This window comes from Pseudomonas sp. YL2, assembly GCF_023063025.1.
Lineage (GTDB): Bacteria > Pseudomonadota > Gammaproteobacteria > Pseudomonadales > Pseudomonadaceae > Aquipseudomonas > Aquipseudomonas putida_A.
Map to the genome: position 1 here is coordinate 7,217 of NZ_JAJSLU010000018.1, position 23,043 is coordinate 30,259.

Below are 23,043 nucleotides of genomic sequence, written 5' to 3' on the forward strand. Positions count from 1 at the left end.
CCCCCTGGGAGGACCCCCCGCGGGCTCGTTTTTTTTATTCTTCTTTTTAAAACCAAAAAAAAAAAGCCCCCCGCCTCCGCCAGCTCCTACAGGGAAACGTGTTTTCAGGAAGCAATTAGCTGCCGCAACACGTAGTGCAGAATCCCGCCCGACTTGAAGTACTCCACCTCATTCAATGTATCAATGCGGCACAGCACCTCGATTTTCTCCTGGCGCCCGTCTTCACGGGTGATCACCAGCGTCAGGTTCATGCGCGGGGTCAGCTCGACACCGGTCAGGCCCTGAATATCCAGGGTTTCCTTGCCGGTGAGGTTCAGGCTCTTGCGGTTCTGATCGAGCTTGAACTGCAGCGGCAACACGCCCATGCCCACCAGGTTGGAACGGTGGATACGCTCGAAGCTTTCAGCGATCACCGCTTTGACGCCCAGCAGGTTGGTGCCTTTGGCCGCCCAGTCACGGCTGGAGCCGGTACCGTATTCCTGACCGGCGATCACCACCAGCGGCGTGCCCGAGGCCTGATACAGCATGGCGGCATCATAAATCGGCATTTTCTCGCCGCTCGGGATGTAGATTGTGTTGCCACCTTCTTCGCCGCCGAGCATCTCGTTACGAATGCGGATGTTGGCGAATGTGCCGCGCATCATCACTTCGTGGTTGCCACGCCGTGAGCCATAGGAGTTGAAGTCCCGCGGCTCCACGCCTTTTTCGCGCAGATAGCGCCCGGCCGGACTGTCAGCTTTGATGTTACCGGCAGGGGAGATGTGGTCAGTGGTTACCGAATCGCCCAACAGCGCCAGAACCCGCGCGCCCTTGACGTCGGTGATCACCGGCAAAGGTCCGGAAATGTCGTCGAAGAACGGTGGATGCTGGATGTAGGTCGAATCGTCCTGCCACACATAGGTGGCGGCCTGCGGCACCTGGATCGCTTGCCATTGCTCGTCGCCGGCAAACACTTCGGCGTATTCCTTGTGGAACATCGCGGTGTTCACCTGATTCACCGCCTCGGCGATTTCCTTGCTGCTCGGCCAGATGTCGCGCAGGTAAACCGGATTGCCTTGCTGGTCATTACCCAGCGGTTCAGTGCTGATGTCGGTGCGCACGCTGCCGGCCAAGGCGTAGGCGACCACCAGCGGTGGCGAGGCCAGCCAGTTGGTCTTGACCAGCGGATGCACCCGGCCTTCGAAGTTGCGGTTGCCGGAGAGCACCGACGCCACGGTGAGGTCGGCTTTCTGAATGGCTTTCTCGATCGGTTCCGGCAGTGGCCCGGAGTTGCCGATGCACGTGGTGCAGCCATAACCGACCAGCGAAAAGCCCAGTTGATCGAGGTATTGCGTCAGCCCCGCCGCCTTGTAGTAGTCGGTGACCACTTTCGACCCGGGTGCCAGCGAACTCTTGACCCACGGCTTGCGGGTCAGGCCTTTCTCCACGGCTTTTTTTGCTAGCAGACCCGCCGCCATCATCACGCTCGGGTTGGAGGTGTTGGTGCAGGAGGTGATCGCGGCGATTACCACCGCGCCGTTTTTCAGGCGATAGGTCTGGCCTTCGTATTCATACTCGGTTTCGCCGACCAGATCGGCGTTACCCACGGCCACGCCACCACCACCCTCGCTTTCCAGGCGACCTTCTTCCTTGCTGGTGGGCTTGAATTGCAGGTCCATGAAGTCACTGAAGGCCTGCGCCACGTTCGGCAGCGAAACCCGATCCTGCGGGCGCTTTGGCCCGGCAAGGCTGGCTTCGACGCTGCCCATGTCCAGCGCCAGGCTGTCGGTGAACACCGGTTCCTGACCGGGCAGGCGCCACAGGCCCTGGGCCTTGGAGTAGGCCTCGACCAGTTTCACCACTTCGGCCGGGCGACCAGACAAGCGCAGGTATTCGAGGGTTACGTCATCGACCGGGAAGAAGCCGCAGGTCGCGCCGTATTCCGGGGCCATGTTGGCGATGGTCGCGCGGTCGGCCAGTGGCAGATCGGCGAGACCGTCACCGTAGAATTCGACGAATTTGCCGACCACCCCTTTTTTGCGCAGCATCTGCGTGACGGTCAGCACCAGGTCGGTGGCGGTGATGCCTTCCTTGAGTTTGCCGGTGAGTTTGAAACCGATCACTTCCGGAATCAGCATCGACACCGGTTGGCCGAGCATCGCCGCTTCCGCCTCGATCCCGCCGACGCCCCAGCCGAGTACGCCAAGGCCGTTGATCATGGTGGTATGGGAGTCGGTGCCGACCAGGGTGTCGGGGAAGGCGTAGGTGCGGCCGTCCTCATCCTTGGTCCATACCGTGCGCCCGAGGTATTCGAGGTTGACCTGGTGGCAGATCCCGGTGCCTGGTGGCACCACGCTGAAGTTATCGAAGGCGCTCTGGCCCCAGCGCAGGAACGCATAACGCTCGCCGTTGCGCTGCATCTCGATGTCGACGTTCTGTTCGAAGGCGCTCGGGGTGGCGAATTTGTCGACCATCACCGAGTGATCGATCACCAGATCCACTGGCGACAGCGGGTTGATTCGCTGCGGATCACCGCCGGCCTTGGCCATGGCGGCGCGCATCGCGGCGAGGTCGACCACGGCGGGTACACCGGTAAAGTCCTGCATCAATACCCGGGCAGGGCGGTACTGGATTTCCCGGTCGGAGCGACGCTCCTTGAGCCACGCGGCGATGGCTTTGAGGTCGGCGCCAGTGACAGTTTTTTCATCTTCCCAGCGCAGCAGGTTTTCCAGCAGGACTTTCAGCGACATCGGTAGCTGGTCGATATTGCCAAGGCTCTTGGCGGCATCGGGCAGGCTGAAATAGTGGTAGGCCTTATCGTCGATTTGTAGAGTTTTAAGGGTCTTCAGACTATCGAGGGACGGCATTACGATCACTCCTTTGAATCCGCACGGCTACGGATTGAGGGGACGGGCAGAGCTATCAACGTAGCCCTGTTTTCAGTAGCTGGCTAATAACTGGACTCTATGGGCAAGTCCAAGGTTCCGACATCGGCTATCATGCGCCGGTTTTCGTGACAGGCTTTGCTTCACCGCAAGGCTTGAGCAGCGTGCAGGGGCCGAATGTCCGCCCTCTGCCCAGGAGTAAGAATGAACACCCTATTCATGCATTGCCGGCCAGGCTTCGAAGGCGAAGTCTGTTCGGAGATTTCCGACCTCGCGGCCCAACTCAATGTCGCCGGTTACGCCAAGGCCAAGCCGGCCACCGCGTACGCCGAGTTTGTCTGCACCGAAGCCGACGGTGCCGAGCGCCTGATGCGCGGTCAGCGTTTCGCCGAACTGATTTTCCCGCGGCAATGGGCGCGAGGCGTTTTCATCAATCTGCCGGAAACCGACCGTATCAGCGTGATCCTCGAGCACATGGCGGACTTCCCGGTCTGCGGCAGCCTGTGGCTGGAAGTGGTCGACACCAACGACGGTAAAGAGCTGTCGAACTTCTGCAAGAAATTCGAAGGCCCGCTGCGCAAGGCGCTGACCGGCGCCGGCAAACTGGTGGACGACGCGAGCAAACCGCGCCTGCTGCTGACCTTCAAAAGTGGTCGCGAAGTGTTTCTCGGCATGGCCGACGCCGGCAACTCGGCGATGTGGCCGATGGGCATTCCGCGCCTGAAGTTTCCGCGCGAGGCACCCAGCCGTTCGACTTTGAAACTGGAGGAGGCCTGGCACCACTTCATCCCGCGTGATCAGTGGGACGAGCGCCTGCACAGCGACATGACCGGTGTCGACCTCGGCGCCGCACCGGGTGGCTGGACCTGGCAACTGGTCAACCGCGGCATGCTGGTGACTGCCATCGACAACGGCCCGATGGCTGAAAGCCTGATGGACACCGGGCTGGTGCAGCACTTGATGGCCGACGGTTTCACCTTCAAGCCCAAGCAACCGGTGGACTGGATGGTCTGCGACATCGTCGAGAAGCCGGCGCGTAATGCGGCGATGCTTGAAGAGTGGATCGGTGACGGCCACTGCCGCGAAGCAGTGGTCAACCTCAAGCTGCCGATGAAGCAGCGTTATGCCGAAGTGAAGCGCTTGCTCGAACGCATCGCCGATGGCTTCAAGGCGCGCGGGATCAAGGTCGATATTGGTTGCAAGCAGCTGTATCACGACCGCGAGGAAGTGACCTGCCATTTGCGTCGGCATGACATCAAGAAAGCCAAATCCCGCTAAGTCACCACTAAACCCTGTGGAAATGATCTCTGTGGTGAGGGGATAAATCCCCTCGCTACAGATGACTGAGCCCCCGGCAATGCGCGACAATGCCGGCCAGTTTCAGGAGTGAATCATGAGTGAAATGATCGATACCCCGGTAGACGGCACCCTCGACGCCACCGGCCTCAATTGCCCGGAGCCGGTGATGATGCTGCACCAGCACATCCGTGACCTGGTACCTGGCGGCCTGCTCAAGGTGATTGCCACCGATCCCTCTACCCGTCGCGACATTCCCAAGTTCTGCGTGTTTCTCGACCATGAACTGGTGGGCCAGCACGAAGAGGCCGGTACTTATCTGTACTGGATCCGCAAAAAACAAGCCTGACCCTCAGGCAAACGCAAATACCAATGTGGGAGCGGGCTTGCTCGCGAAGGCGGTGTGTCAGTCACTGAAGATGTCGACTGAAACACCGCTTCCGCGGGCAAGCCCGCTCCCACATTTTTGTCCTGCGTAAGGGCTTCAGCCGGCGCTGCGACTCATACGGATACGCTTGCGCGCACTGCGGGTCAGGCGGATCGACAGCATGAGTGCCGCGCAGCTCAAACCGACGATCAAACCCTGCCACAAGCCGCTCGGGCCACGCGGTTCGCCGAGCCAGTCGGTCAGGCCGAGGGCGTAACCCACCGGCAGGCCGATGCCCCAGTAGGCGAACAGGGTCAGGATCATCGTCACCCGGGTGTCCTGATAACCGCGCAGAGCGCCGGCAGCCGTCACTTGGATCGCATCGGAAAACTGAAACAGCGCCGAGTACACAATCAGCATCGCCGCGATATGGATCACCGTCGGATCAGCCGTATAGATCGACGCAATCGGCTCGCGCAGCAACAGCATCATGCTCGCCGAAATACAGGCGTAAGCCAACGCAGTCCCCATGCCGACACCGGCGGCAAAGCGTGCTTCACGCGGCTCTTCACGGCCCAAGGCCTGGCCGACGCGTACGGTCACCGCCATGCCCAGCGAATACGGAATCATGAACACCAGCGAGCTGACGTTCAGCGCGATCTGATGCCCGGCCACCACGGTGGCGCCGAGGCTGCCGATCAGCAGGGCGATCACCGCAAAGATGCTCGACTCGGCAAACACTGCGATGCCAATCGGCAGACCGATCGCCAGCAGACGCTTGATCACCGCCCATTGTGGCCAGTCGAAGCGGCTGAAGATTTCACTTGAACGATAGGCCGGCGCCCAGCGCTCGTAACCGGCCAGCCCCAGCGCCATGACCCACATCACGATGGCCGTGGCCCAGCCGCAACCCACGCCGCCCATGGCCGGCACGCCGAAGTGACCATAGATGAAGATGTAGTTCAGCGGAATGTTCAGCGCCAGACCGCACAGCCCCAGCACCATCGCCGGGCGAGTGCGGCCGATGCCGTCACTGGTGCAGCGCAGCACGTGATAGAACGCCACCGCTGGCAGACCGCTGGCAATGCCGTGCAGGTATTGCATGCACGGGCCGATCAGCTCGGGATCGACCTTCATCAGGTGCAGCACCGGTTCGGCGGCGACCAGCATCGCTGTCGCGATCAGGCCCACCACCAGCGCCAGCCACAGCGCCTGACGCACGATCGGGCCGATTTCACTGTGGGTGCCAGCGCCAAAACGCTGGGCGACTTTCGGCGTGGTGGCCAGCAGGGTGCCGGTCATCAGCAGAAACACCGGGACCCAGATCGAGTTGCCCAGCGCTACCGCCGCCAGATCTTTCGGCCCGACGCGGCCGGCCATCACCGCATCGACGAAGCCCATCGCGGTAGTCGCCAGTTGCGCGATGATGATCGGCAAGGCCAGGGCGAGCAGGTTCCTGAACTCCAGGCGAATTCGCGCGGGGCGGGTGAGTGAGGCAGCGAGAGGTTGATCAGTAACAGAATTCACAGGCAAAGCGTCCACAGGTGTTGATGCGCAAGGCGCGGCATTCTACGCCGCTGACGTGACAGTCAGGAAAAATCCTCTGTTGCGGATTTGTAATCATCGATGCCATTCACTGTGGCGCTGGCCCAACGGTGGATCTGCACCTAAACTGCCGATCCCCTCAAGGAGCCCGCCATGCTGATTGTTGCCGACGAAAATATTCCGCTGCTCGATGCCTTTTTTGCCGGTTTCGGCGAGATCCGCCGGGTGCCGGGCCGTTCCATCGATCGTGCAACGGTCGAGCAGGCCGATGTGTTGCTGGTGCGCTCGGTGACCAACGTCAACCGCGCGTTGCTCGAAGGCAGCAAAGTGCGTTTCGTCGGCACCTGCACCATTGGTACCGATCATCTGGATCTCGATTATTTCAACGAGGCCGGCATCAGCTGGTCCAGCGCGCCTGGTTGCAATGCGCGGGGCGTGGTCGATTACGTGCTGGGCAGCCTGATGACTTTGGCGGAAATTGAAGGCGTAGATCTGCCACAACGTACTTACGGCGTCATCGGTGCCGGTGAAGTCGGCGGCCGGTTGATCAAGGTCCTCAAGGGCTTGGGCTGGAATGTCAAAGTTTGCGATCCGCCGCGTCAGGCAGCCGAGGGCGGCGATTACGTCAGCCTCGAGCAGATCATCGAGCAGTGCGACGTGATCAGCCTGCACACGCCGCTGACGCGCACCGGCGAGGGCGCGACCTGGCATCTGTTTGACGAACAGCGTTTGCAACAGCTCCAACCCGGCACCTGGCTGATCAATGCCGCGCGTGGCCCGGTGGTGGATAACGCTGCGTTGCGCAACGTGCTGCTGGAGCGCGAAGACCTGCAAGCGGTGCTCGACGTCTGGGAAGCCGAGCCTGAAGTCGATGTCGCCCTCGCCGAACTCTGCGTGCTCGCCACGCCGCACATTGCCGGTTACAGCCTCGATGGCAAACAGCGCGGGACGGCGCAGATTTATCAGGCCTATTGCGCATTTATCGGTCAACTGCCGAGCATCCAGCTCAGTGACTTGTTGCCGGCATCCTGGCTGTCAGAAGTGACCCTGCACGCCGACAGCGATCCGGCCTGGGCGCTGGCGATGCTGTGCCGCGGGGTGTACGACCCACGCCGCGATGACGCGGATTTTCGTCGCAGTCTTGTAGGCAATGTCACTGAACAGCGTGCGGCGTTCGATGTGTTGCGCAAGCAATATCCGGTGCGGCGCGAGATCGAGGGGCTGACGGTGCGGATCGACGGTGATTCGCCGCAGTTGCAACAGATTGTGGCGGCGCTGGGGGCGGTGGCTGTCTGAAGATCCTGTAGGAGCTGCCGGAGGCTGCGATCTTTTGATCTTGCCTTTGAAAAACAAAGTCAAAAGATCGCAGCCTTCGGCAGCTCCTACACAGAACAGAAGAGAACGGCAGGCAGAAAAAACCCGGCCAAACAGGGGCCGGGTCAGGAAGACGGTGGCTATATCACTTTTGTTCGGCAGGCTTGACCAATCGCTTCTCCAGTTCGCGGCACGCGTCCTGGATCATGTCTTCAGTGATCGGTACTTCACGCCCATCCTTGTCGATAATCGAGCAACCCAGAGGTTGGCCGGGCTTGGTGCGGATCACTTGAATCTTGTCATCGCTGCTGTGTTGCAAGGACATGGCCTGTCTCCTCATCAGGTTGTGCACGTAGATTAAAACCGCCACGTGACCAGGCTGTGACAACACCCTTGGGTCTGTCAAAAGCGGCACCTCCAGTCCAACAGAAATGACCGCTCGTCTCAACCGGGACATTAGACCAATAGCAACTATGGCCTAGTCTTTGGGGGCATATTTAACCTGACTCATTGTGATTTACAGAGTTCCGCCCCATAGAAGGTTTAGGCTAGCCCTTTCACCAACACGGATGTGTACCTGAATGATCTCGAAGCTTTCTTCCCGGCACCGTCGAGCGCTGAGTCTGACCAGCCGGTTTCTGGCGCCTTATCGTTGGCAAGTCGGCGCTGCACTGCTGGCGCTGATCGTCACCGCGGCGGTCACTTTGTCGATGGGGCAGGGGATCAAATTGCTGGTCGATCGGGGCTTCATGACGCAGTCGCCGCATCAACTGAACCAGAGCATCGGCATCTTCATGCTGATGGTGCTGGGCCTGGCAGTCGGCACGTTTGCACGGTTTTACTGGGTGTCGTGGATCGGTGAGCGCTGTGTGGCGGACATCCGGCGCGAGGTGTTCAACCATCTGGTGTACCTGCATCCCGGGTTTTATGAAAACAACCGCAGTTCGGAGATCCAGTCCCGACTGACTGCCGACACCACGTTGCTGCAATCGGTGATCGGCTCGTCACTGTCGATGTTTTTGCGCAACCTGTTGATGGTGATCGGCGGGGTGGTCCTGCTGTTTATCACCAACCCGAAACTCACCAGCATCGTGGTGATTGCCTTGCCATTCGTGGTCGCGCCGATTCTGATTTTCGGTCGGCGCGTGCGTAATCTGTCGCGGCTGAGTCAGGACCGGGTGGCCGACATTGGCAGCTATGTCTCCGAAACCCTGGGCCAGATCAAGACCGTGCAAGCCTACAACCATCAGGTGCAGGACGAGCGGCGTTTCGCCACGACGGTCGAGGACGCGTTCGACACTGCACGCAAGCGCATCTTTCAACGCTCGTGGATGATCACCGTGGTGATCGTGCTGGTGCTCGGCGCGGTAGCGGTGATGTTGTGGGTCGGTGGCATGGACGTGATTGCCGGGCGCATTACCGGTGGTGAGCTGGCAGCGTTCGTTTTCTACAGCCTGATCGTCGGCAGTGCGATCGGCACGTTGAGTGAAGTCATCGGCGAGTTGCAGCGTGCGGCGGGTGCCGCTGAGCGCATTGCGGAACTGCTCAGTTCGCAGAACATCATCCAGCCACCGAGCATCGGACTGGTGACATTGCCAGAACGGATCAAGGGCGAGCTGCAACTGCAGAATGTGCGTTTCTCCTACCCGTCACGTCCGGACAGCTACGCCGTCAACGGCTTGAGCCTGACCATCAGGGCCGGCGAGACCCTGGCCCTTGTCGGGCCATCCGGGGCCGGCAAGTCCACGGTGTATGACTTGCTGTTGCGCTTCTACGACCCGCTTGAAGGCCGGATCCTGATAGATGGTGTGCCGCTGACCAGCCTCGACCCGCTGGATCTGCGGCGCAATTTCGCCCTGGTCTCGCAATCGCCTGCGCTGTTTTTCGGCAGCGTCGAAGAGAATATTCGTTACGGCAATGCAGATGCGACGCTGGAACAGGTCAAGGAAGCGGCAAGAATTGCCCACGCCCATGACTTCATCGAGAAGATGCCCAATGGCTATCAGACCCACTTGGGGGACGCCGGCCTCGGACTTTCCGGCGGCCAGCGTCAACGCCTGGCGATTGCCCGCGCGTTGCTGGTGGATGCGCCGATTCTGCTGCTGGACGAAGCCACCAGCGCCCTCGATGCGCAGAGTGAGCACTTGATTCAGGAAGCGTTGCCAAGCCTGATGCAAAATCGCACCACATTGGTAATCGCGCATCGCCTGGCCACAGTGAAAAACGCCGACCGGATCGCCGTGATGGATCAGGGCCAGTTGGTAGCGATCGGTACCCATCAGGAGCTGATCGTGAGCAATCCGCTGTATGCCCGGTTGGCGGCGCTGCAGTTCAATGATGGGCACGCCGTGGCGGTTTAGAACTGGCGCAGGCCTTTGCTGACGACAAAAAAATGCCCGCATCGATTGATGCGGGCATTTTTCATTTCAGGTATTCAGCACCTGTCATTGATCGTCGAAATACCGCTCATGCCAGTCCACCAGCGGCTGCGGCGAATTGAGCTTCTGCCCGTAGATCACCGAGTATGACAGCACGTTTTGCACGTACTGGCGGGTTTCGTCGAACGGGATGCTTTCCACCCACACGTCGAAGCTCAGGTGATCGGCGCCGCGCAGCCACTGGCGCACGCGGCCGGGGCCGGCGTTGTAGGCGGCGGAGGCCAGGACGCGGTTGCCGTTGAACTGGCTGTGCACCTGGCTCAGGTAAGCGGCGCCGAGCTGGATGTTCTTGTCCGGATCGAGCACTTGCTGCGGCGAGGCCAGCGGGATGCTGAACTTGCGCGCGGTTTCCTTGGCAGTGCCGGGCATCAACTGCATCAGACCGCTGGCACCAACCCCGGAGCGGGCGTCGTCCATGAAGGCACTTTCCTGGCGGGTGATGGCGAACACCCAGCTCGAATGCAGGCCGCGCGTCTTGGCTTCACGCACCAGAGTGTCGCGGTGGGCCATTGGGAAGCGGATATCCAGGTCGTCCCAGTATTGCGCCTGACTGATGGTGCGGATGGCCGGGAAATACCATTTCAGGTCGTAGGCCAGTTTGGCCTGAGCGACCATTTCGTCACGATTGAAATGGCGACTGACGTGATACCACTCGCGGCGACCGTCAACGATCTGCCCGCGCGCATGGAATTCCAGCGCGCGCCGCACGCCGGGAGTGTTGCGCACCTTGTTGATGGTGGCCTGACTGAGTACCAGCGGCTTGTTCATCAGCGAGTAAGGCAGTTGCGAGCGGTCGGCAGCGAGGAAACCGTAGAAGTCGCGTTCCTTCGCCAGATTCTTGTACAGGGTCTGCGCTTCCGGGTTCTGCGGTTGCGCCAGTTCCAGGCTGCGGGCCTGCCAGTAACGCCAGCGGTTGGTGGTCGCCAGATCCTGTGGCAGACGACGAGTCAACTGATACGCATCGTCCCAGCGTGCCAGTCGCAGCAGCAAACGCAGGCGCCATTCGGACACGGTGTTGTCACGCAGTTCCGGATCGTATTTGGTCATCACGTCCAGCGCGCGGCTGTCGAAACGCCGGGCCAGGGTCAGGCCGATTTCCCGGGCAATCGCGACTTTCTCGTCACGGGAGAAATGCATGCTGCTGGCGTATCCGTCGAGCAGGGCCATGGCCTTGTCCGGATCCTGACGGGCGAGGCGGCGCAGGCCGAGGCTGACCACGTCGGACATCGGCTCGTCGGCCGGGGTGAAGCGCGACGGCTGATTGAGCAGCTCGGGTTTCTGCGCCACATCTACCAGCAGCCGACCGCGCGGGGCGAGGGTGGTCAGGCCGTTGACCAGACTGTTGGCCAATGGATAGTTGCGTGCCTGGGCGGCGAGTTTGGTGCGTTCCCAGCGTTTCTGTTCGGTCAACTGACCGTCGGCGGCCCAGATCCCGAACAGCCCGTCACAGGCAGCCGGTTGCGATTTACCGGTCAGCCACAGTTTGTCGGCGTTGGCATAGCCCTCGGCCTTATGGCCGCTGCTGATCTGGAACTGCGCATTGAGGCAGTCCAGTTCGGTGAAGTTGAGTTTAGGGTCGTAATATTTGGTGAAAGTAGCCCAGTCGCCACGGTCGGCGAGCCAGCGCAACCAGCGCAGCTTCATCCAGTTGGCCTGGGGCAGGTCGCCGTGCTCGGCGAGGAACTTCTCGATTTCGGCGTTGCTCGCGGTTTTCAGACGCGCGGTCAGTTCGTCGTAGGCCAGGTACGGTTCCAGCGGGTAATCGGCGAGGGCCTGGCTATAACGGAAGTACGGGCCGGTATCGCCCTTGGCCAAGGCGCGTTTGGCTTCATCGTAATATTGGCGTTGGGTGGACAGGTCCACCGCCTGGGCGGATTGAGCGGCAGCGGCGGTAAGTAGCAAACAGGACAAGACACTGAAAAGGCGACTGCGCATGAGACATCCGGGCAGAGAAATCATGACAAGCACCGGCCGCGGCCAGCACTGAATTGTCTGTAGCTTAGCCTTTTGCCAGCAACGGGCGAAAGCTTTGCCGGTCTTGCAGCACAAGTTCGCAACAAATGTTGTGCAGAGTGCTTCGGCAGACAAATTGCCGGCCTGCTGAGGGCCTAACTCAGGTAGAATGCGCGCCCGGTTTTTGGAGAAGCTCATGACCCTGCTCAAATTCAGCGATGTGTCCCTTGCATTCGGCGCGATGCCGTTGTTGGACAAGGTGTCCTGGCAGATCGCCCGTGGTGAGCGGGTGTGCATCATCGGCCGCAACGGCACTGGCAAATCCAGCATGATGAAACTGGTCAAGGGCGACCAGAAGCCCGATGACGGCTCGGTGTGGCGTGCCCCCGGTCTGAAAATCGGTGAATTGCCGCAAGAATTGCCGGTGGCCGACGGGCGGACCGTATTCGACGTGGTTGCCGAAGGCCTCGACGGCGTTGGCGCCTTGCTCGCCGAATATCATCACCTGAGCCAGAACATCGTTACCGACGCCGATCTGGACAAGCTGATGCACGTTCAGCATGACCTCGAAGCCCGTGACGGCTGGCGCTTGCAGACCCTGGTCGACAGCACTCTGAGCCGCCTGCAACTGCCGGCCGACAAGACCCTCGCCGAGTTGTCCGGCGGCTGGCGCCGTCGCGTGCTGCTGGCGCAGGCGCTGGTCTCGGAACCGGATCTGCTGCTGCTCGACGAACCGACCAACCACCTGGACATCGGTGCGATTGCCTGGCTTGAAGAAGCCCTGAAGGATTTCCAGGGCGCCGTGCTGTTCATCACGCACGACCGTTCTTTCCTGCAGAACCTTGCCACGCGCATCCTCGAACTGGATCGCGGCGGCCTGATCGACTGGAACGGCGACTACGCCAGCTTCCTGGTGCACAAAGAAGCCGCGCTGGCCGCAGAAGAAACCGCCAACGCGCTGTTCGACAAGCGTCTGGCTCAGGAAGAAGTGTGGATCCGTCAGGGCATCAAGGCCCGGCGTACCCGCAACGAAGGTCGCGTTCGCGCCCTTAAAGCCCTGCGAGTCGAGCGCAGTGAGCGTCGCGAGCGTACCGGCAAGGCGAATATCCAGCTGGAAACCGCCGACAAGTCCGGCAAGCAAGTGATGGTGTTGGAGAATGTCAGCTTCCATCACCCGGATGGCCCGTACCTGATCAAGGACTTCTCGATGGTCCTGCAGCGCGGCGACCGTATCGGTCTGCTCGGCGCCAACGGTACCGGCAAGACCACCCTGCTGAAGCTGATGCTCAACGGTCTGCAACCGACCAGTGGCAAGGTGGAAGAGGGCACGCGCATCGATGTGGCCTACTTCGACCAGTTGCGCCATCAGCTGGATCTGGAAAAGACCGTGATCGACAACGTCGCCGAAGGTCGCGATTTCATCGATATCGACGGCCAGAGCCGCCACGTTCTGAGCTACCTCGGTGACTTCCTGTTCAGCCCGCAGCGTGCGCGCACGCCGGTCAAGGCGCTGTCCGGTGGCGAGCGTGCGCGTTTGCTGCTGGCCAAACTGTTCAGCAAACCGGCGAACCTGCTGGTACTCGACGAACCGACCAACGACCTCGACGTGGAAACCCTCGAGCTGCTCGAAGAAGTACTGCTGACCTTCAACGGCACTGTGCTGATGGTCAGCCACGACCGGGCATTCCTCGACAACGTGGTCACCAGCACCCTGGTCTTCGAAGGTGAAGGCAAGGTGCGGGAATACGTCGGCGGCTATCAGGACTGGATTCGTCAGGGCGGCTCGCCGCGCCTGCTGGGCGTGACCGAGAGCAAGTCGGGCAAGGCTGACCTGAATTCGGCGGTGGTCACTGCTGAACCAGCCGTGGTTGCCGCACCTGCCGCTGCCGCACCGGCAGCCAAGAAGAAGCTGAGCTACAAGCTGCAGCGCGAGCTGGAAGCATTGCCGGGCGACATCGATGCCAAGGAGCAGCAGATCGCGGCCGTCGAAGCCGAAATGGCTGAAGCCGGCTTCTATCAGCGTCCGCCGGCAGAAACGGCCAAGGTGATTGCTTCGCTGGAGCAGTTGCAGGCTGAGCTGGATGCACTGGTGGAGCGTTGGGCCGAGCTGGATGCCTGATTGATCCGGTAACAAAAAAGCCCGACGCTCAGTGATGAGCGCCGGGCTTTTCATATTCGGGTCTCGGTGAAGATTCAATGTGGGAGCGGGCTTGCTCGCGAAAGCGATGTATCAGGCAGCATCAATGTTGAATTTAACGACGCCTTCGCGAGCAAGCCCGCTCCCACAGGTTTTTGTGTTTCAGCGTTTGATCAGGTGCACCGCCAAAACATCGCAAGGCGCGCCATGCAGCACGTCATTGGCCGTGGAGCCCAGCAACAGTGCCAGACCGTGACGGCCATGGCTGCCGACCACGATAAGATCGCACGAGTTTTCCTTGGCGAAATGATGGATCTCCTGACGTGGCTGGCCATAGGTCAGGTGGCAATTGGCGCCTTCGAGCTCGGCATATTTGGCTTTCAGGCGCTCAAGACGCTCCTTGGCCTGATCGAACTGCTGCTGTTGCAGTTGTGACAGATCCATCGGCACATCGCCGCCGAACGCCATGGCCATCGGTTCGACGATATGCACCAGCGACAGCTTGGCGCCATTGCTCGCCGACAGCTCTCGGGCGCGGTGAATCACAGGGTCGCACTCTTCGGTCAGGTCTACGGCGACCAGGATATGGTTGTAGGGCATGAGGTGCTCCTCGTGACGGTTCAATATTGTTAAGTATGGCTGGTTTCAAGCGCATTGGTTCCAAAGTGACACAATGCGCTCACCTTAAGTCGGGAGTAGAGATATGACGGTCTGGTTGGTGGTGTCAATCCTGCTGGTGGTTTTGAGTCCACTGGCGTGGTTGCGCCCGTCGCGCGTGCAGAGCGGCCGGATGGCCCTGCGCATGGAGGCGCGACGCATCGGGCTGGCCATGCAGCTGGCGCCTCAGGAGTGGCCGCACTGGCTGTCTCAGGAGCCGCCCAGCCCGTGCGCGCAATATCATCGGCCACGGCGTGGCACTCAGCCGGCGTGCTGGACCTACTGGCAGAAATCGCCGGGGGTATGGGTCAATCAGTGGCAGGAAGTCTGCGAGGACCGGTTGCTGCTCGATCATTTCGAAAAGTTGCCGGGCAACGTGTTCAAGGTCGAGGCCGACAAGCAGATGATCGCGCTGTACTGGGGCGAGAAGGGCGAAGCCACGGTTTTGCAGGATATCGACGCGACTCTGAAAGCGCTGGCCTGACTCGCGGACTTTTCCCACTGCAAGGGTGGGGAGCGTCCGGCAGACGAGCAATAAAAAGCCCGACATGATTCATCGGGCGGGGTGGCCAGGCAGGCCGGTAACTGTTTTTATCGCTGCCTTGGCTTTTCGCGGTCAGCGATTCTCCCTGTAGTCCAGCCAGCGTAGCCTGTTAAACAAGGCTCGCCGGGAATTAGGGCGACTTTTCTAACTATTGATTCTATGAATGGCTTTGCATGCAGCTGCGTGTTGCGGATCTGTGTGCAACGGAAATGACCACAAAGTCGCATTTCAACCCGTATTTTGGGCGATTGACAATTGTTGGAAATTCCGTGAAGGTGACGTACCCAAATCAAACGGGCGTATGAATTGAGCGTTTGTCTTACAGACTGCTCCTACAGAATCCCGACTATCGCGTTGGCGGGTGTGCCGGGTGGATTGGCGTCAGCATCGACGAAAAAGCGTCCTGCCGAGCCATTTACCTGCGTCCGACGTGTACTGTTCAGCTTCCATATCGTGGAGATCAGTTGATGATTTACGAAGGTAAAGCCATCACGGTTAAAGCTCTTGAAAGTGGCATCGTCGAATTGAAATTCGACCTCAAGGGTGAGTCCGTCAACAAGTTCAACCGTCTTACCCTGAACGAACTGCGTCAGGCCGTGGACACCATCAAGGCAGATGCTTCGATCAAGGGCGTGATCGTCAGCAGTGGCAAGGACGTGTTCATCGTCGGCGCCGACATCACCGAATTTGTCGACAACTTCAAGCTGCCGGATGCCGAGCTGGTTGCTGGCAATCTCGAAGCCAACAAGATCTTCAGCGATTTCGAAGACCTCAACGTTCCGACCGTGGCCGCGATCAACGGCATCGCCTTGGGTGGTGGTCTGGAAATGTGCCTGGCGGCGGACTACCGCGTCATGTCGACCAAGGCCAAGATCGGTCTGCCGGAAGTCAAACTGGGCATCTACCCAGGCTTCGGCGGTACTGTGCGTCTGCCACGTCTGATCGGCGTCGATAACGCCATCGAGTGGATTGCCGCCGGCAAGGAAAACCGTCCTGAAGACGCGCTGAAAGTCAGCGCCGTCGACGCCGTGGTTGCTCCGGAGAAGCTGCAGGAAGCTGCCCTTGAACTGATCAAGCGCGCCATCTCCGGCGAGTTCGACTACAAGGCCAAGCGTCAGCCAAAACTTGAAAAACTCAAGCTCAACGCCATTGAACAAATGATGGCTTTCGAAACCGCCAAAGGTTTTGTGGCAGGGCAGGCTGGCCCGAATTACCCGGCGCCGGTTGAAGCCATCAAGACCATCCAGAAAGCCGCGAACTTCGGTCGTGACAAGGCGCTGGAAGTCGAAGCAGCAGGTTTCGTCAAACTGGCCAAGACCTCTGCCGCGCAGAGCTTGATCGGTCTGTTCCTGAACGATCAGGAGCTGAAGAAAAAGGCCAAGGCCTACGACGAAATCGCCAAGGACGTGAAGCAGGCTGCCGTACTGGGCGCCGGCATCATGGGCGGCGGTATCGCCTATCAGTCGGCCTCCAAAGGCACGCCGATCCTGATGAAGGACATCAACGAACACGGTATCGAGCAGGGTCTGGCCGAAGCCGCCAAACTGCTGGTTGGCCGCGTTGACAAAGGCCGCATGACCGCCGCGAAAATGGCTGAAGTGCTCAACGGCATTCGTCCGACCCTGTCCTACGGCGACTTCGGTCACGTCGATCTGGTTGTTGAAGCCGTGGTCGAGAACCCGAAGGTCAAGCAAGCGGTGCTGGCTGAAGTCGAAGACAAGGTCAAAGAGGACACCATCCTCGCGTCCAACACCTCGACGATTTCCATCAGCCTGCTGGCCAAGGCCCTCAAGCGTCCGGAAAACTTCGTCGGCATGCACTTCTTCAACCCGGTGCACATGATGCCGCTGGTGGAAGTGATCCGTGGCGAGAAGTCCAGCGAGCTGGCGATTGCCACAACCGTTGCCTACGCCAAGAAAATGGGCAAGAACCCGATCGTCGTCAACGACTGCCCGGGCTTCCTGGTCAACCGCGTTCTGTTCCCGTACTTCGGCGGTTTCGCCAAGCTGGTCAGCGCTGGTGTGGATTTCGTCCGCATCGATAAAGTCATGGAAAAATTCGGCTGGCCGATGGGCCCGGCGTACCTGATGGACGTGGTCGGCATCGACACCGGTCACCACGGTCGTGACGTGATGGCTGAAGGTTTCCCGGATCGCATGAAGGATGACCGTCGTTCGGCCATCGACGTGCTTTACGAAGCCAAGCGTCTGGGCCAGAAGAACGGCAAGGGCTTCTACGCCTACGAAGCCGACAAGAAAGGCAAGCAGAAGAAGGTTGCCGATCCGTCGGTGCTGGAAGTGCTCAAGCCGATCGTTTACGAGCAGCGCGAAGTCACTGACGAAGACATCATCAACTGGATGATGATCCCGCTGTGCCTGGAAACCGTGCGCTGCCTGGAAGACGGCATCGTTGAAACCGCCGCCGAAGCCGACATGGGTCTGGTCTACGGTATCGGTTTCCCTCCATTCCGTGGCGGTGCGCTGCGCTACATCGATTCGATCGGTGTGGCCGAGTTCGTTGCCCTGGCTGACCAGTACGCTGATTTGGGCGCGCTGTACCACCCGACCGCGAAGCTGCGCGAAATGGCCAAAAACGGCCAGAGCTTCTTCGGTTAAGCGCCCCCAACTAGAGTGAGAGTGAACTTATGAGCTTGAATCCTAGAGACGTCGTGATTGTCGACTTCGGTCGTACTCCGATGGGCCGCTCCAAGGGCGGCATGCACCGCAACACCCGCGCCGAAGACATGTCGGCGCACCTGATCAGCAAACTGCTGGAACGCAACGCCAAGGTCGATCCTGCTGAAGTCGAGGACGTGATCTGGGGCTGTGTGAACCAGACCCTGGAGCAGGGCTGGAACATCGCGCGCATGGCGTCGCTGATGACCCAGATTCCGCACACCTCGGCCGGCCAGACCGTCAGCCGTCTGTGCGGCTCGTCGATGAGCGCCCTGCACACTGCAGCGCAAGCGATCATGACCGGCAACGGTGACGTATTCGTGGTTGGCGGCGTCGAGCATATGGGCCACGTGAGCATGATGCACGGTGTCGATCCGAACCCGCACATGTCGCTGTACGCGGCGAAAGCCTCGGGCATGATGGGTCTGACCGCAGAAATGCTCGGCAAGATGCACGGCATCACTCGTGAGCAGCAGGACGCCTTTGGCGTGCGCTCCCACCAGCTCGCCCATAAAGCGACGGTGGAAGGCAAGTTCAAAGACGAAATCATCCCGATGCAGGGCTACGACGAAAACGGCTTCCTGAAGCTGTTCGACTACGACGAAACCATTCGTCCGGAAACCACCCTGGAAAGTCTGGCGGCCCTCAAGCCTGCCTTCAATCCAAAGGGCGGTACCGTGACTGCCGGTACTTCGTCGCAGATCACCGATGGTGCTTCGTGCATGATCGTGATGTCGGCGCAGCGTGCACAGGATCTGGGGATCCAGCCGATGGCCGTGATCCGTTCGATGGCAGTGGCGGGTGTGGATCCGGCAATCATGGGCTATGGTCCAGTGCCGGCGACACAAAAAGCCCTGAAGCGTGCGGGCCTTGGCATCAACGATATCGACTTCTTCGAGCTCAACGAAGCTTTCGCTGCACAGGCCCTGCCAGTGCTGAAAGATCTGAAAGTGCTCGACAAGATGAACGAGAAGGTTAACCTGCACGGCGGCGCGATCGCCCTGGGTCACCCGTTCGGTTGCTCCGGTGCCCGTATTTCCGGCACCTTGCTGAACGTGATGAAGCAGAATGGCGGCACCTTCGGGGTGGCCACCATGTGCATTGGTCTCGGCCAAGGCATCTCCACCGTCTTCGAACGCGTTTAAGCGTCTCGTCGATGGAAGCCGGGGCCCAGTGCCCCGGTTTTTGTTTTTGCGGATTTATTTTTGTATTTATTTTGAAAAAATTTGAGTGAGGGCCGAAGCATGCCGATACAACCTGGGCTCTACCAACATTACAAAGGTCCGCAGTACCGCGTATTCAGTGTTGCGCGGCACTCCGAGACCGAAGAGGAAGTGGTGTTTTACCAAGCCCTGTATGGAGATTACGGCTTTTGGGTACGCCCTTTGAGCATGTTCGTCGAGTCGGTCGAGGTTGACGGCGAGCAGGTGCCACGCTTTGCTTTGGTGCACGCCGAACCGAGCCTTTTTTCCAAGGCATAAGGCGAGTGCGCACAGAACCCTGCGCTTGACCTCACCTTGTAGCCACTATATATAGCGGTGCCGCGTCAGGCGCCAACCGCCTTTCACTTCTAGAATTCAGGAATTTTCTGATCCATGGGCAAATCGCTGGTCATTGTGGAATCCCCGGCTAAGGCCAAGACCATCAACAAGTATCTGGGCAACCAATACGTGGTGAAGTCGAGTATCGGCCATATCCGAGACCTGCCCACCAGCGGTTCGGCTAGCGCCAGCAAAGAGCCAGCCGCCAAGCGCGGCAAGGCTGCCGCGGGCGAAGGGCCGGTGCTCACGCCGAAAGAGAAAGCGCGCAAGCAGCTGGTCTCGCGCATGGGGGTCGATCCCGAGCATGGCTGGAAAGCCCAGTACGAGATCCTCCCGGGCAAAGAGAAGGTCATCGAAGAGCTGCGCCGGCTCGCCAAGGATGCTGACACCATCTATCTCGCAACCGACTTGGATCGCGAGGGGGAAGCCATTGCCTGGCACCTGCGCGAAGCCATCGGTGGTGACGACAGCCGCTACAAGCGCGTGGTGTTCAACGAAATCACCAAGAAGGCGATTCAGGAAGCCTTCTCCGAGCCGGGCGAGCTGGACATCGATCGTGTAAATGCCCAACAGGCGCGTCGTTTCCTCGACCGCGTTGTGGGTTACATGGTCTCGCCGCTGCTGTGGGCCAAAATCGCCCGTGGCCTGTCAGCCGGTCGCGTGCAATCGGTTGCCGTGAAACTGGTGGTGGAGCGTGAGCGCGAGATCCGTGCATTCAACCCGGAAGAGTACTGGGAAGTGCACGCTGATCTTGGCACCGCCAAGGGTTCGACCGTACGTTTCGAAGTGGCGCGCGAGAAGGGTGAAGCCTTCAAGCCGCTGAACGAAGCTCAGGCCACAGCCGCGCTGGAGAAACTCAAGTCCTCCAGCTACAGCATCGTCAAGCGCGAAGACAAGCCGACCAGCAGCAAGCCGTCGGCGCCGTTCATCACCTCCACCCTGCAGCAGGCCGCGAGCAACCGCCTGGGCTTCGGTGTGAAGAAAACCATGATGATGGCCCAGCGTCTGTACGAAGCCGGCTACATCACTTATATGCGTACCGACTCGACCAACCTCTCGGCTGATGCCGTGGCGATGGCGCGTACCTTTATCGAGGACGAGTTCGGCAAGAAGTACCTGCCGGAAACGCCGAACGTCTACAGCAGCAAGGAAGGCGCACAAGAGGCTCACGAAGCGATTCGTCCTTCCGATGCCAACACCACGCCAAGCAAGCTTGCGGGCATGGAGCGTGATGCTGAGCGCCTCTACGAGTTGATCTGGCGCCAGTTCCTCGCTTGCCAGATGCTGCCGGCGCAATATCTGTCGACCACCGTCAGCGTTGCCGCTGGCGACTTCGAGCTGCGTGCCAAAGGCCGCATCCTCAAGTTCGACGGTTACACCCGCGTTCTGCCGCAAATCACCAAGCCTGGCGATGACGATGTTCTGCCGGACATGGCGCAGGGCGATGCGATGAAGCTGATCAAGCTCGATCCGTCGCAGCATTTCACCAAGCCGCCGGCCCGTTACTCGGAAGCCAGCCTGGTCAAGGAAATGGAAAAACGCGGCATCGGTCGTCCTTCGACTTACGCAGCTATCATTTCGACCATTCAGGATCGCGGCTACGTGACCCTGCACAACCGTCGTTTCTACTCGGAAAAGATGGGCGATATCGTCACCGAGCGTCTGTCGGAGAGCTTCTCGAACCTCATGGACTACGGCTTCACCGCCGGCATGGAAGAGAACCTCGATGATGTGGCTCAGGGCGAGCGCGACTGGAAAAACGTGCTGGACGAGTTCTACGGCGACTTCAAGAAGAAGCTCGAAGTGGCCGAGAACCCGGAAAGCGGCATGCGTGCCAACCAGCCGGTCATGACTGATATTCCGTGCACCACGTGCGGTCGTCCGATGCAGATCCGTACGGCATCGACCGGCGTGTTCCTCGGTTGCTCGGGCTACAGCCTGCCGCCAAAAGAGCGCTGCAAGGCCACCGTCAACCTGGTGCCGGGCGACGAGATCGCTGCGGACGACGAGGGCGAGTCGGAGTCGCTGGTGCTGCGCGGCAAGCATCGCTGCCCGATCTGCAGCACCGCGATGGACGCCTACCTGCTCGACGAGAAGCGCAAACTGCACATCTGCGGTAACAACCCGGATTGTGCCGGCTATGAAATCGAAGAGGGCAACTACCGCATCAAGGGCTACGAAGGTCCGAGCCTGGAATGCGACAAGTGCGGCAGCGAGATGCAGCTCAAGACCGGCCGTTTCGGCAAGTTCTTCGGTTGCACCAACCCGACCTGCAAGAACACCCGCAAACTGCTGAAGAGTGGTGACGCGGCGCCGCCGAAGATGGACCCGGTGAAGATGCCTGAGCTGAAATGTGAAAAGGTCAACGACACCTACATTCTGCGCGACGGTGCTTCCGGTCTGTTCCTGGCGGCCAGCCAGTTCCCGAAAAACCGCGAGACCCGTGCTCCGCTGGTGATCGAGATTCTGCCGCACAAGGATGAGATCGATCCGAAGTACCACTTCCTCTGCGAAGCACCGCAGAAGGATCCTGATGGTCTGCCGGCAGTAATCCGTTACAGCCGCAAGACCAAGGAGCAATATGTGCAGACCGAGGTCGACGGCAAGCCTACCGGCTGGAAAGCGTTCTACGACGGTGGCAAGTGGACTGTTGAAGACAAGCGCACGAAAGCCAAGGCTGAGTAAGCGTTAGCCTGATCCACAAAAGGCCGCATGATGACCCTCGGGTTTTCATGCGGCCTTTTTGTTTTGTGCTTGCGGTGGGATCGGCTGATCCACGACACTGTCGGGTCTGTGTGACGCAATTATTTCGCTGTGGAGACTGCCGGCATGGCGCACGAACTCTATACCCGCACCAATCAGAAGATCTATTTCGCCGGCCTGTCGCTGGAGGCTCTGGCTCGCGCCGAAGAGGGGCGGGCGATGAATTCGTTGGCGCTGATTCAGGCTGGCCGCGAATCAGCATTGTTTCACCTCTATGGCGCGCTTCTGGGCCTGTGTCACGAGATCGCCGGTTTTTATCGTCTGCCTCAGGCCAATGCATCGCGAGCAGAAGCGTTGCTGACTCGCGAAGTCCTGGAATCGATTGCGATCCCGGAACTGGCCGAGATGGTTGAGCTGGCTGGTAACCCTGAAACCTGGCTGGCGAAATTGCTGGCGGCGCACTCAGCGTTGTTCCAGCCGCCACGGGTGCCACACAAGCCCAAGGGCGATGTGACACAGCCATTGATTCAGGCCATTAATCTCGATGAAGAAGAGGCGCCGCAGGAGTTGAGTCGGGAAGAGCTGGAGAGCTGGCGGCAGAATCTCAAGGGCTTGGCAATCCGCTTTCGCGAAGGCTTGAACGAATGCTGAGGACAATTGACACGGTGGCAATCTGAAACATGCTGCTGGTCAAGATCCCGAGCGAAGCCCGAATGATGTCTATATAATCCCTGCCTTTCGTGGAGAACAGACCTATATGCCAACGTCCTTTCTAGAAATTGTCGAGTTACCAGACGGCCGAATCGAACTGCGCAGGGCTGAGGACGAGGGTTCTCTGGTGACGCTGGATTTCTCCGAGGATGCTAAAGCATTCCTGCAAGGCCAGCATGTGGAAATCGCGAAAGCGATGTTGAGCGTTGGCGTACAGATGGCCGGCCGTATGGTCGAAGGCGAATTTGATAAGGAAGAAGGGCCACGGGTTCTTCACTGAGATCCGCCTGTCGGCGCT

The 23,043-nt window shown here is 59.8% G+C and carries 17 protein-coding genes; 12 read left to right on the forward strand and 5 right to left on the reverse strand.

The features are described from left to right. Nucleotides 1-104: 104 nt before the first annotated feature. Nucleotides 105-2,846: an aconitate hydratase AcnA gene (gene acnA / locus LVD08_RS22110; RefSeq protein ID WP_247269263.1), complete on the reverse strand. Its 2,742-nt coding sequence runs from the start codon at nt 2,844-2,846 to the stop codon at nt 105-107. A 222-nt stretch (nt 2,847-3,068) separates the two neighbouring features. Between acnA and rlmM the strand changes: the two genes are divergently transcribed. Further along, the gene (gene rlmM, locus LVD08_RS22115) at nt 3,069-4,142 is read left to right on the forward strand and encodes a 23S rRNA (cytidine(2498)-2'-O)-methyltransferase RlmM (RefSeq protein WP_202370478.1); all 1,074 of its coding nucleotides are present in this window, start codon (nt 3,069-3,071) and stop codon (nt 4,140-4,142) included. Between the two features lie 115 nt (nt 4,143-4,257). Further along, entirely contained in the window at nt 4,258-4,509 is a 252-nt protein-coding gene (gene tusA, locus LVD08_RS22120) for a sulfurtransferase TusA (protein ID WP_003226616.1), read from the forward strand. A 135-nt stretch (nt 4,510-4,644) separates the two neighbouring features. Here the strand turns inward: tusA and LVD08_RS22125 are convergent, their stop codons facing one another. Beyond that, entirely contained in the window at nt 4,645-6,054 is a 1,410-nt protein-coding gene (locus tag LVD08_RS22125) for an MATE family efflux transporter (protein ID WP_247269264.1), read from the reverse strand. 171 nt (nt 6,055-6,225) lie between these two features. Here LVD08_RS22125 and pdxB point away from each other — a divergent pair, with 171 nt between their 5' ends. Next, nucleotides 6,226-7,368, forward strand: coding sequence for a 4-phosphoerythronate dehydrogenase PdxB (gene pdxB, locus LVD08_RS22130; protein WP_247269265.1), 1,143 nt, complete (start codon nt 6,226-6,228; stop codon nt 7,366-7,368). A 163-nt stretch (nt 7,369-7,531) separates the two neighbouring features. Here the strand turns inward: pdxB and LVD08_RS22135 are convergent, their stop codons facing one another. Then, a complete protein-coding gene (locus LVD08_RS22135; protein WP_027611439.1) occupies nt 7,532-7,711 on the reverse strand; it encodes a PA1571 family protein in 180 nt (59 codons plus the stop codon). A 256-nt stretch (nt 7,712-7,967) separates the two neighbouring features. Here LVD08_RS22135 and LVD08_RS22140 point away from each other — a divergent pair, with 256 nt between their 5' ends. Next, a complete protein-coding gene (locus LVD08_RS22140) occupies nt 7,968-9,746 on the forward strand; it encodes an ABC transporter transmembrane domain-containing protein (RefSeq protein ID WP_247269266.1) in 1,779 nt (592 codons plus the stop codon). Between the two features lie 84 nt (nt 9,747-9,830). On the opposite strand, the gene LVD08_RS22145 is transcribed toward LVD08_RS22140, so the two are convergent. Continuing rightward, complete coding sequence (locus LVD08_RS22145) at nt 9,831-11,759, reverse strand: transglycosylase SLT domain-containing protein (protein WP_027611441.1); 1,929 nt, start codon at nt 11,757-11,759, stop codon at nt 9,831-9,833. Between the two features lie 214 nt (nt 11,760-11,973). On the opposite strand from LVD08_RS22145, the gene LVD08_RS22150 reads away from it, so the two are divergent. Further along, a complete protein-coding gene (locus tag LVD08_RS22150; RefSeq protein WP_027611442.1) occupies nt 11,974-13,896 on the forward strand; it encodes an ATP-binding cassette domain-containing protein in 1,923 nt (640 codons plus the stop codon). Nucleotides 13,897-14,076: 180 nt separating this feature from the next. Here the strand turns inward: LVD08_RS22150 and LVD08_RS22155 are convergent, their stop codons facing one another. Then, the gene (locus LVD08_RS22155) at nt 14,077-14,514 is read right to left on the reverse strand and encodes a universal stress protein (protein WP_096797178.1); all 438 of its coding nucleotides are present in this window, start codon (nt 14,512-14,514) and stop codon (nt 14,077-14,079) included. A 103-nt stretch (nt 14,515-14,617) separates the two neighbouring features. Here LVD08_RS22155 and LVD08_RS22160 point away from each other — a divergent pair, with 103 nt between their 5' ends. From LVD08_RS22160 to LVD08_RS22190, 7 genes are all read left to right on the forward strand, one after another. Next, the gene (locus tag LVD08_RS22160; RefSeq protein WP_027611444.1) at nt 14,618-15,055 is read left to right on the forward strand and encodes a hypothetical protein; all 438 of its coding nucleotides are present in this window, start codon (nt 14,618-14,620) and stop codon (nt 15,053-15,055) included. Nucleotides 15,056-15,582: 527 nt separating this feature from the next. Next, nucleotides 15,583-17,730 (forward strand): fatty acid oxidation complex subunit alpha FadB, encoded by a 2,148-nt coding sequence (gene fadB, locus LVD08_RS22165; protein WP_024013640.1) that lies wholly within the window; start codon nt 15,583-15,585, stop codon nt 17,728-17,730. A 29-nt stretch (nt 17,731-17,759) separates the two neighbouring features. Next, entirely contained in the window at nt 17,760-18,935 is a 1,176-nt protein-coding gene (gene fadA, locus LVD08_RS22170) for an acetyl-CoA C-acyltransferase FadA (RefSeq protein ID WP_047600135.1), read from the forward strand. A 99-nt stretch (nt 18,936-19,034) separates the two neighbouring features. Then, nucleotides 19,035-19,271 carry a DUF1653 domain-containing protein gene (locus LVD08_RS22175; protein ID WP_027611446.1) on the forward strand — a complete coding sequence of 79 codons (237 nt, stop codon included), beginning with the start codon at nt 19,035-19,037 and terminating at the stop codon, nt 19,269-19,271. 114 nt (nt 19,272-19,385) lie between these two features. Then, nucleotides 19,386-22,016, forward strand: coding sequence for a type I DNA topoisomerase (topA, locus tag LVD08_RS22180; RefSeq protein WP_247269267.1), 2,631 nt, complete (start codon nt 19,386-19,388; stop codon nt 22,014-22,016). A 144-nt stretch (nt 22,017-22,160) separates the two neighbouring features. Next, complete coding sequence (locus LVD08_RS22185) at nt 22,161-22,685, forward strand: DUF6586 family protein (RefSeq protein WP_097088548.1); 525 nt, start codon at nt 22,161-22,163, stop codon at nt 22,683-22,685. A gap of 106 nt (nt 22,686-22,791) precedes the next feature. Continuing rightward, nucleotides 22,792-23,025 (forward strand): hypothetical protein, encoded by a 234-nt coding sequence (locus LVD08_RS22190; protein ID WP_003226592.1) that lies wholly within the window; start codon nt 22,792-22,794, stop codon nt 23,023-23,025. Nucleotides 23,026-23,043: the final 18 nt, after the last annotated feature.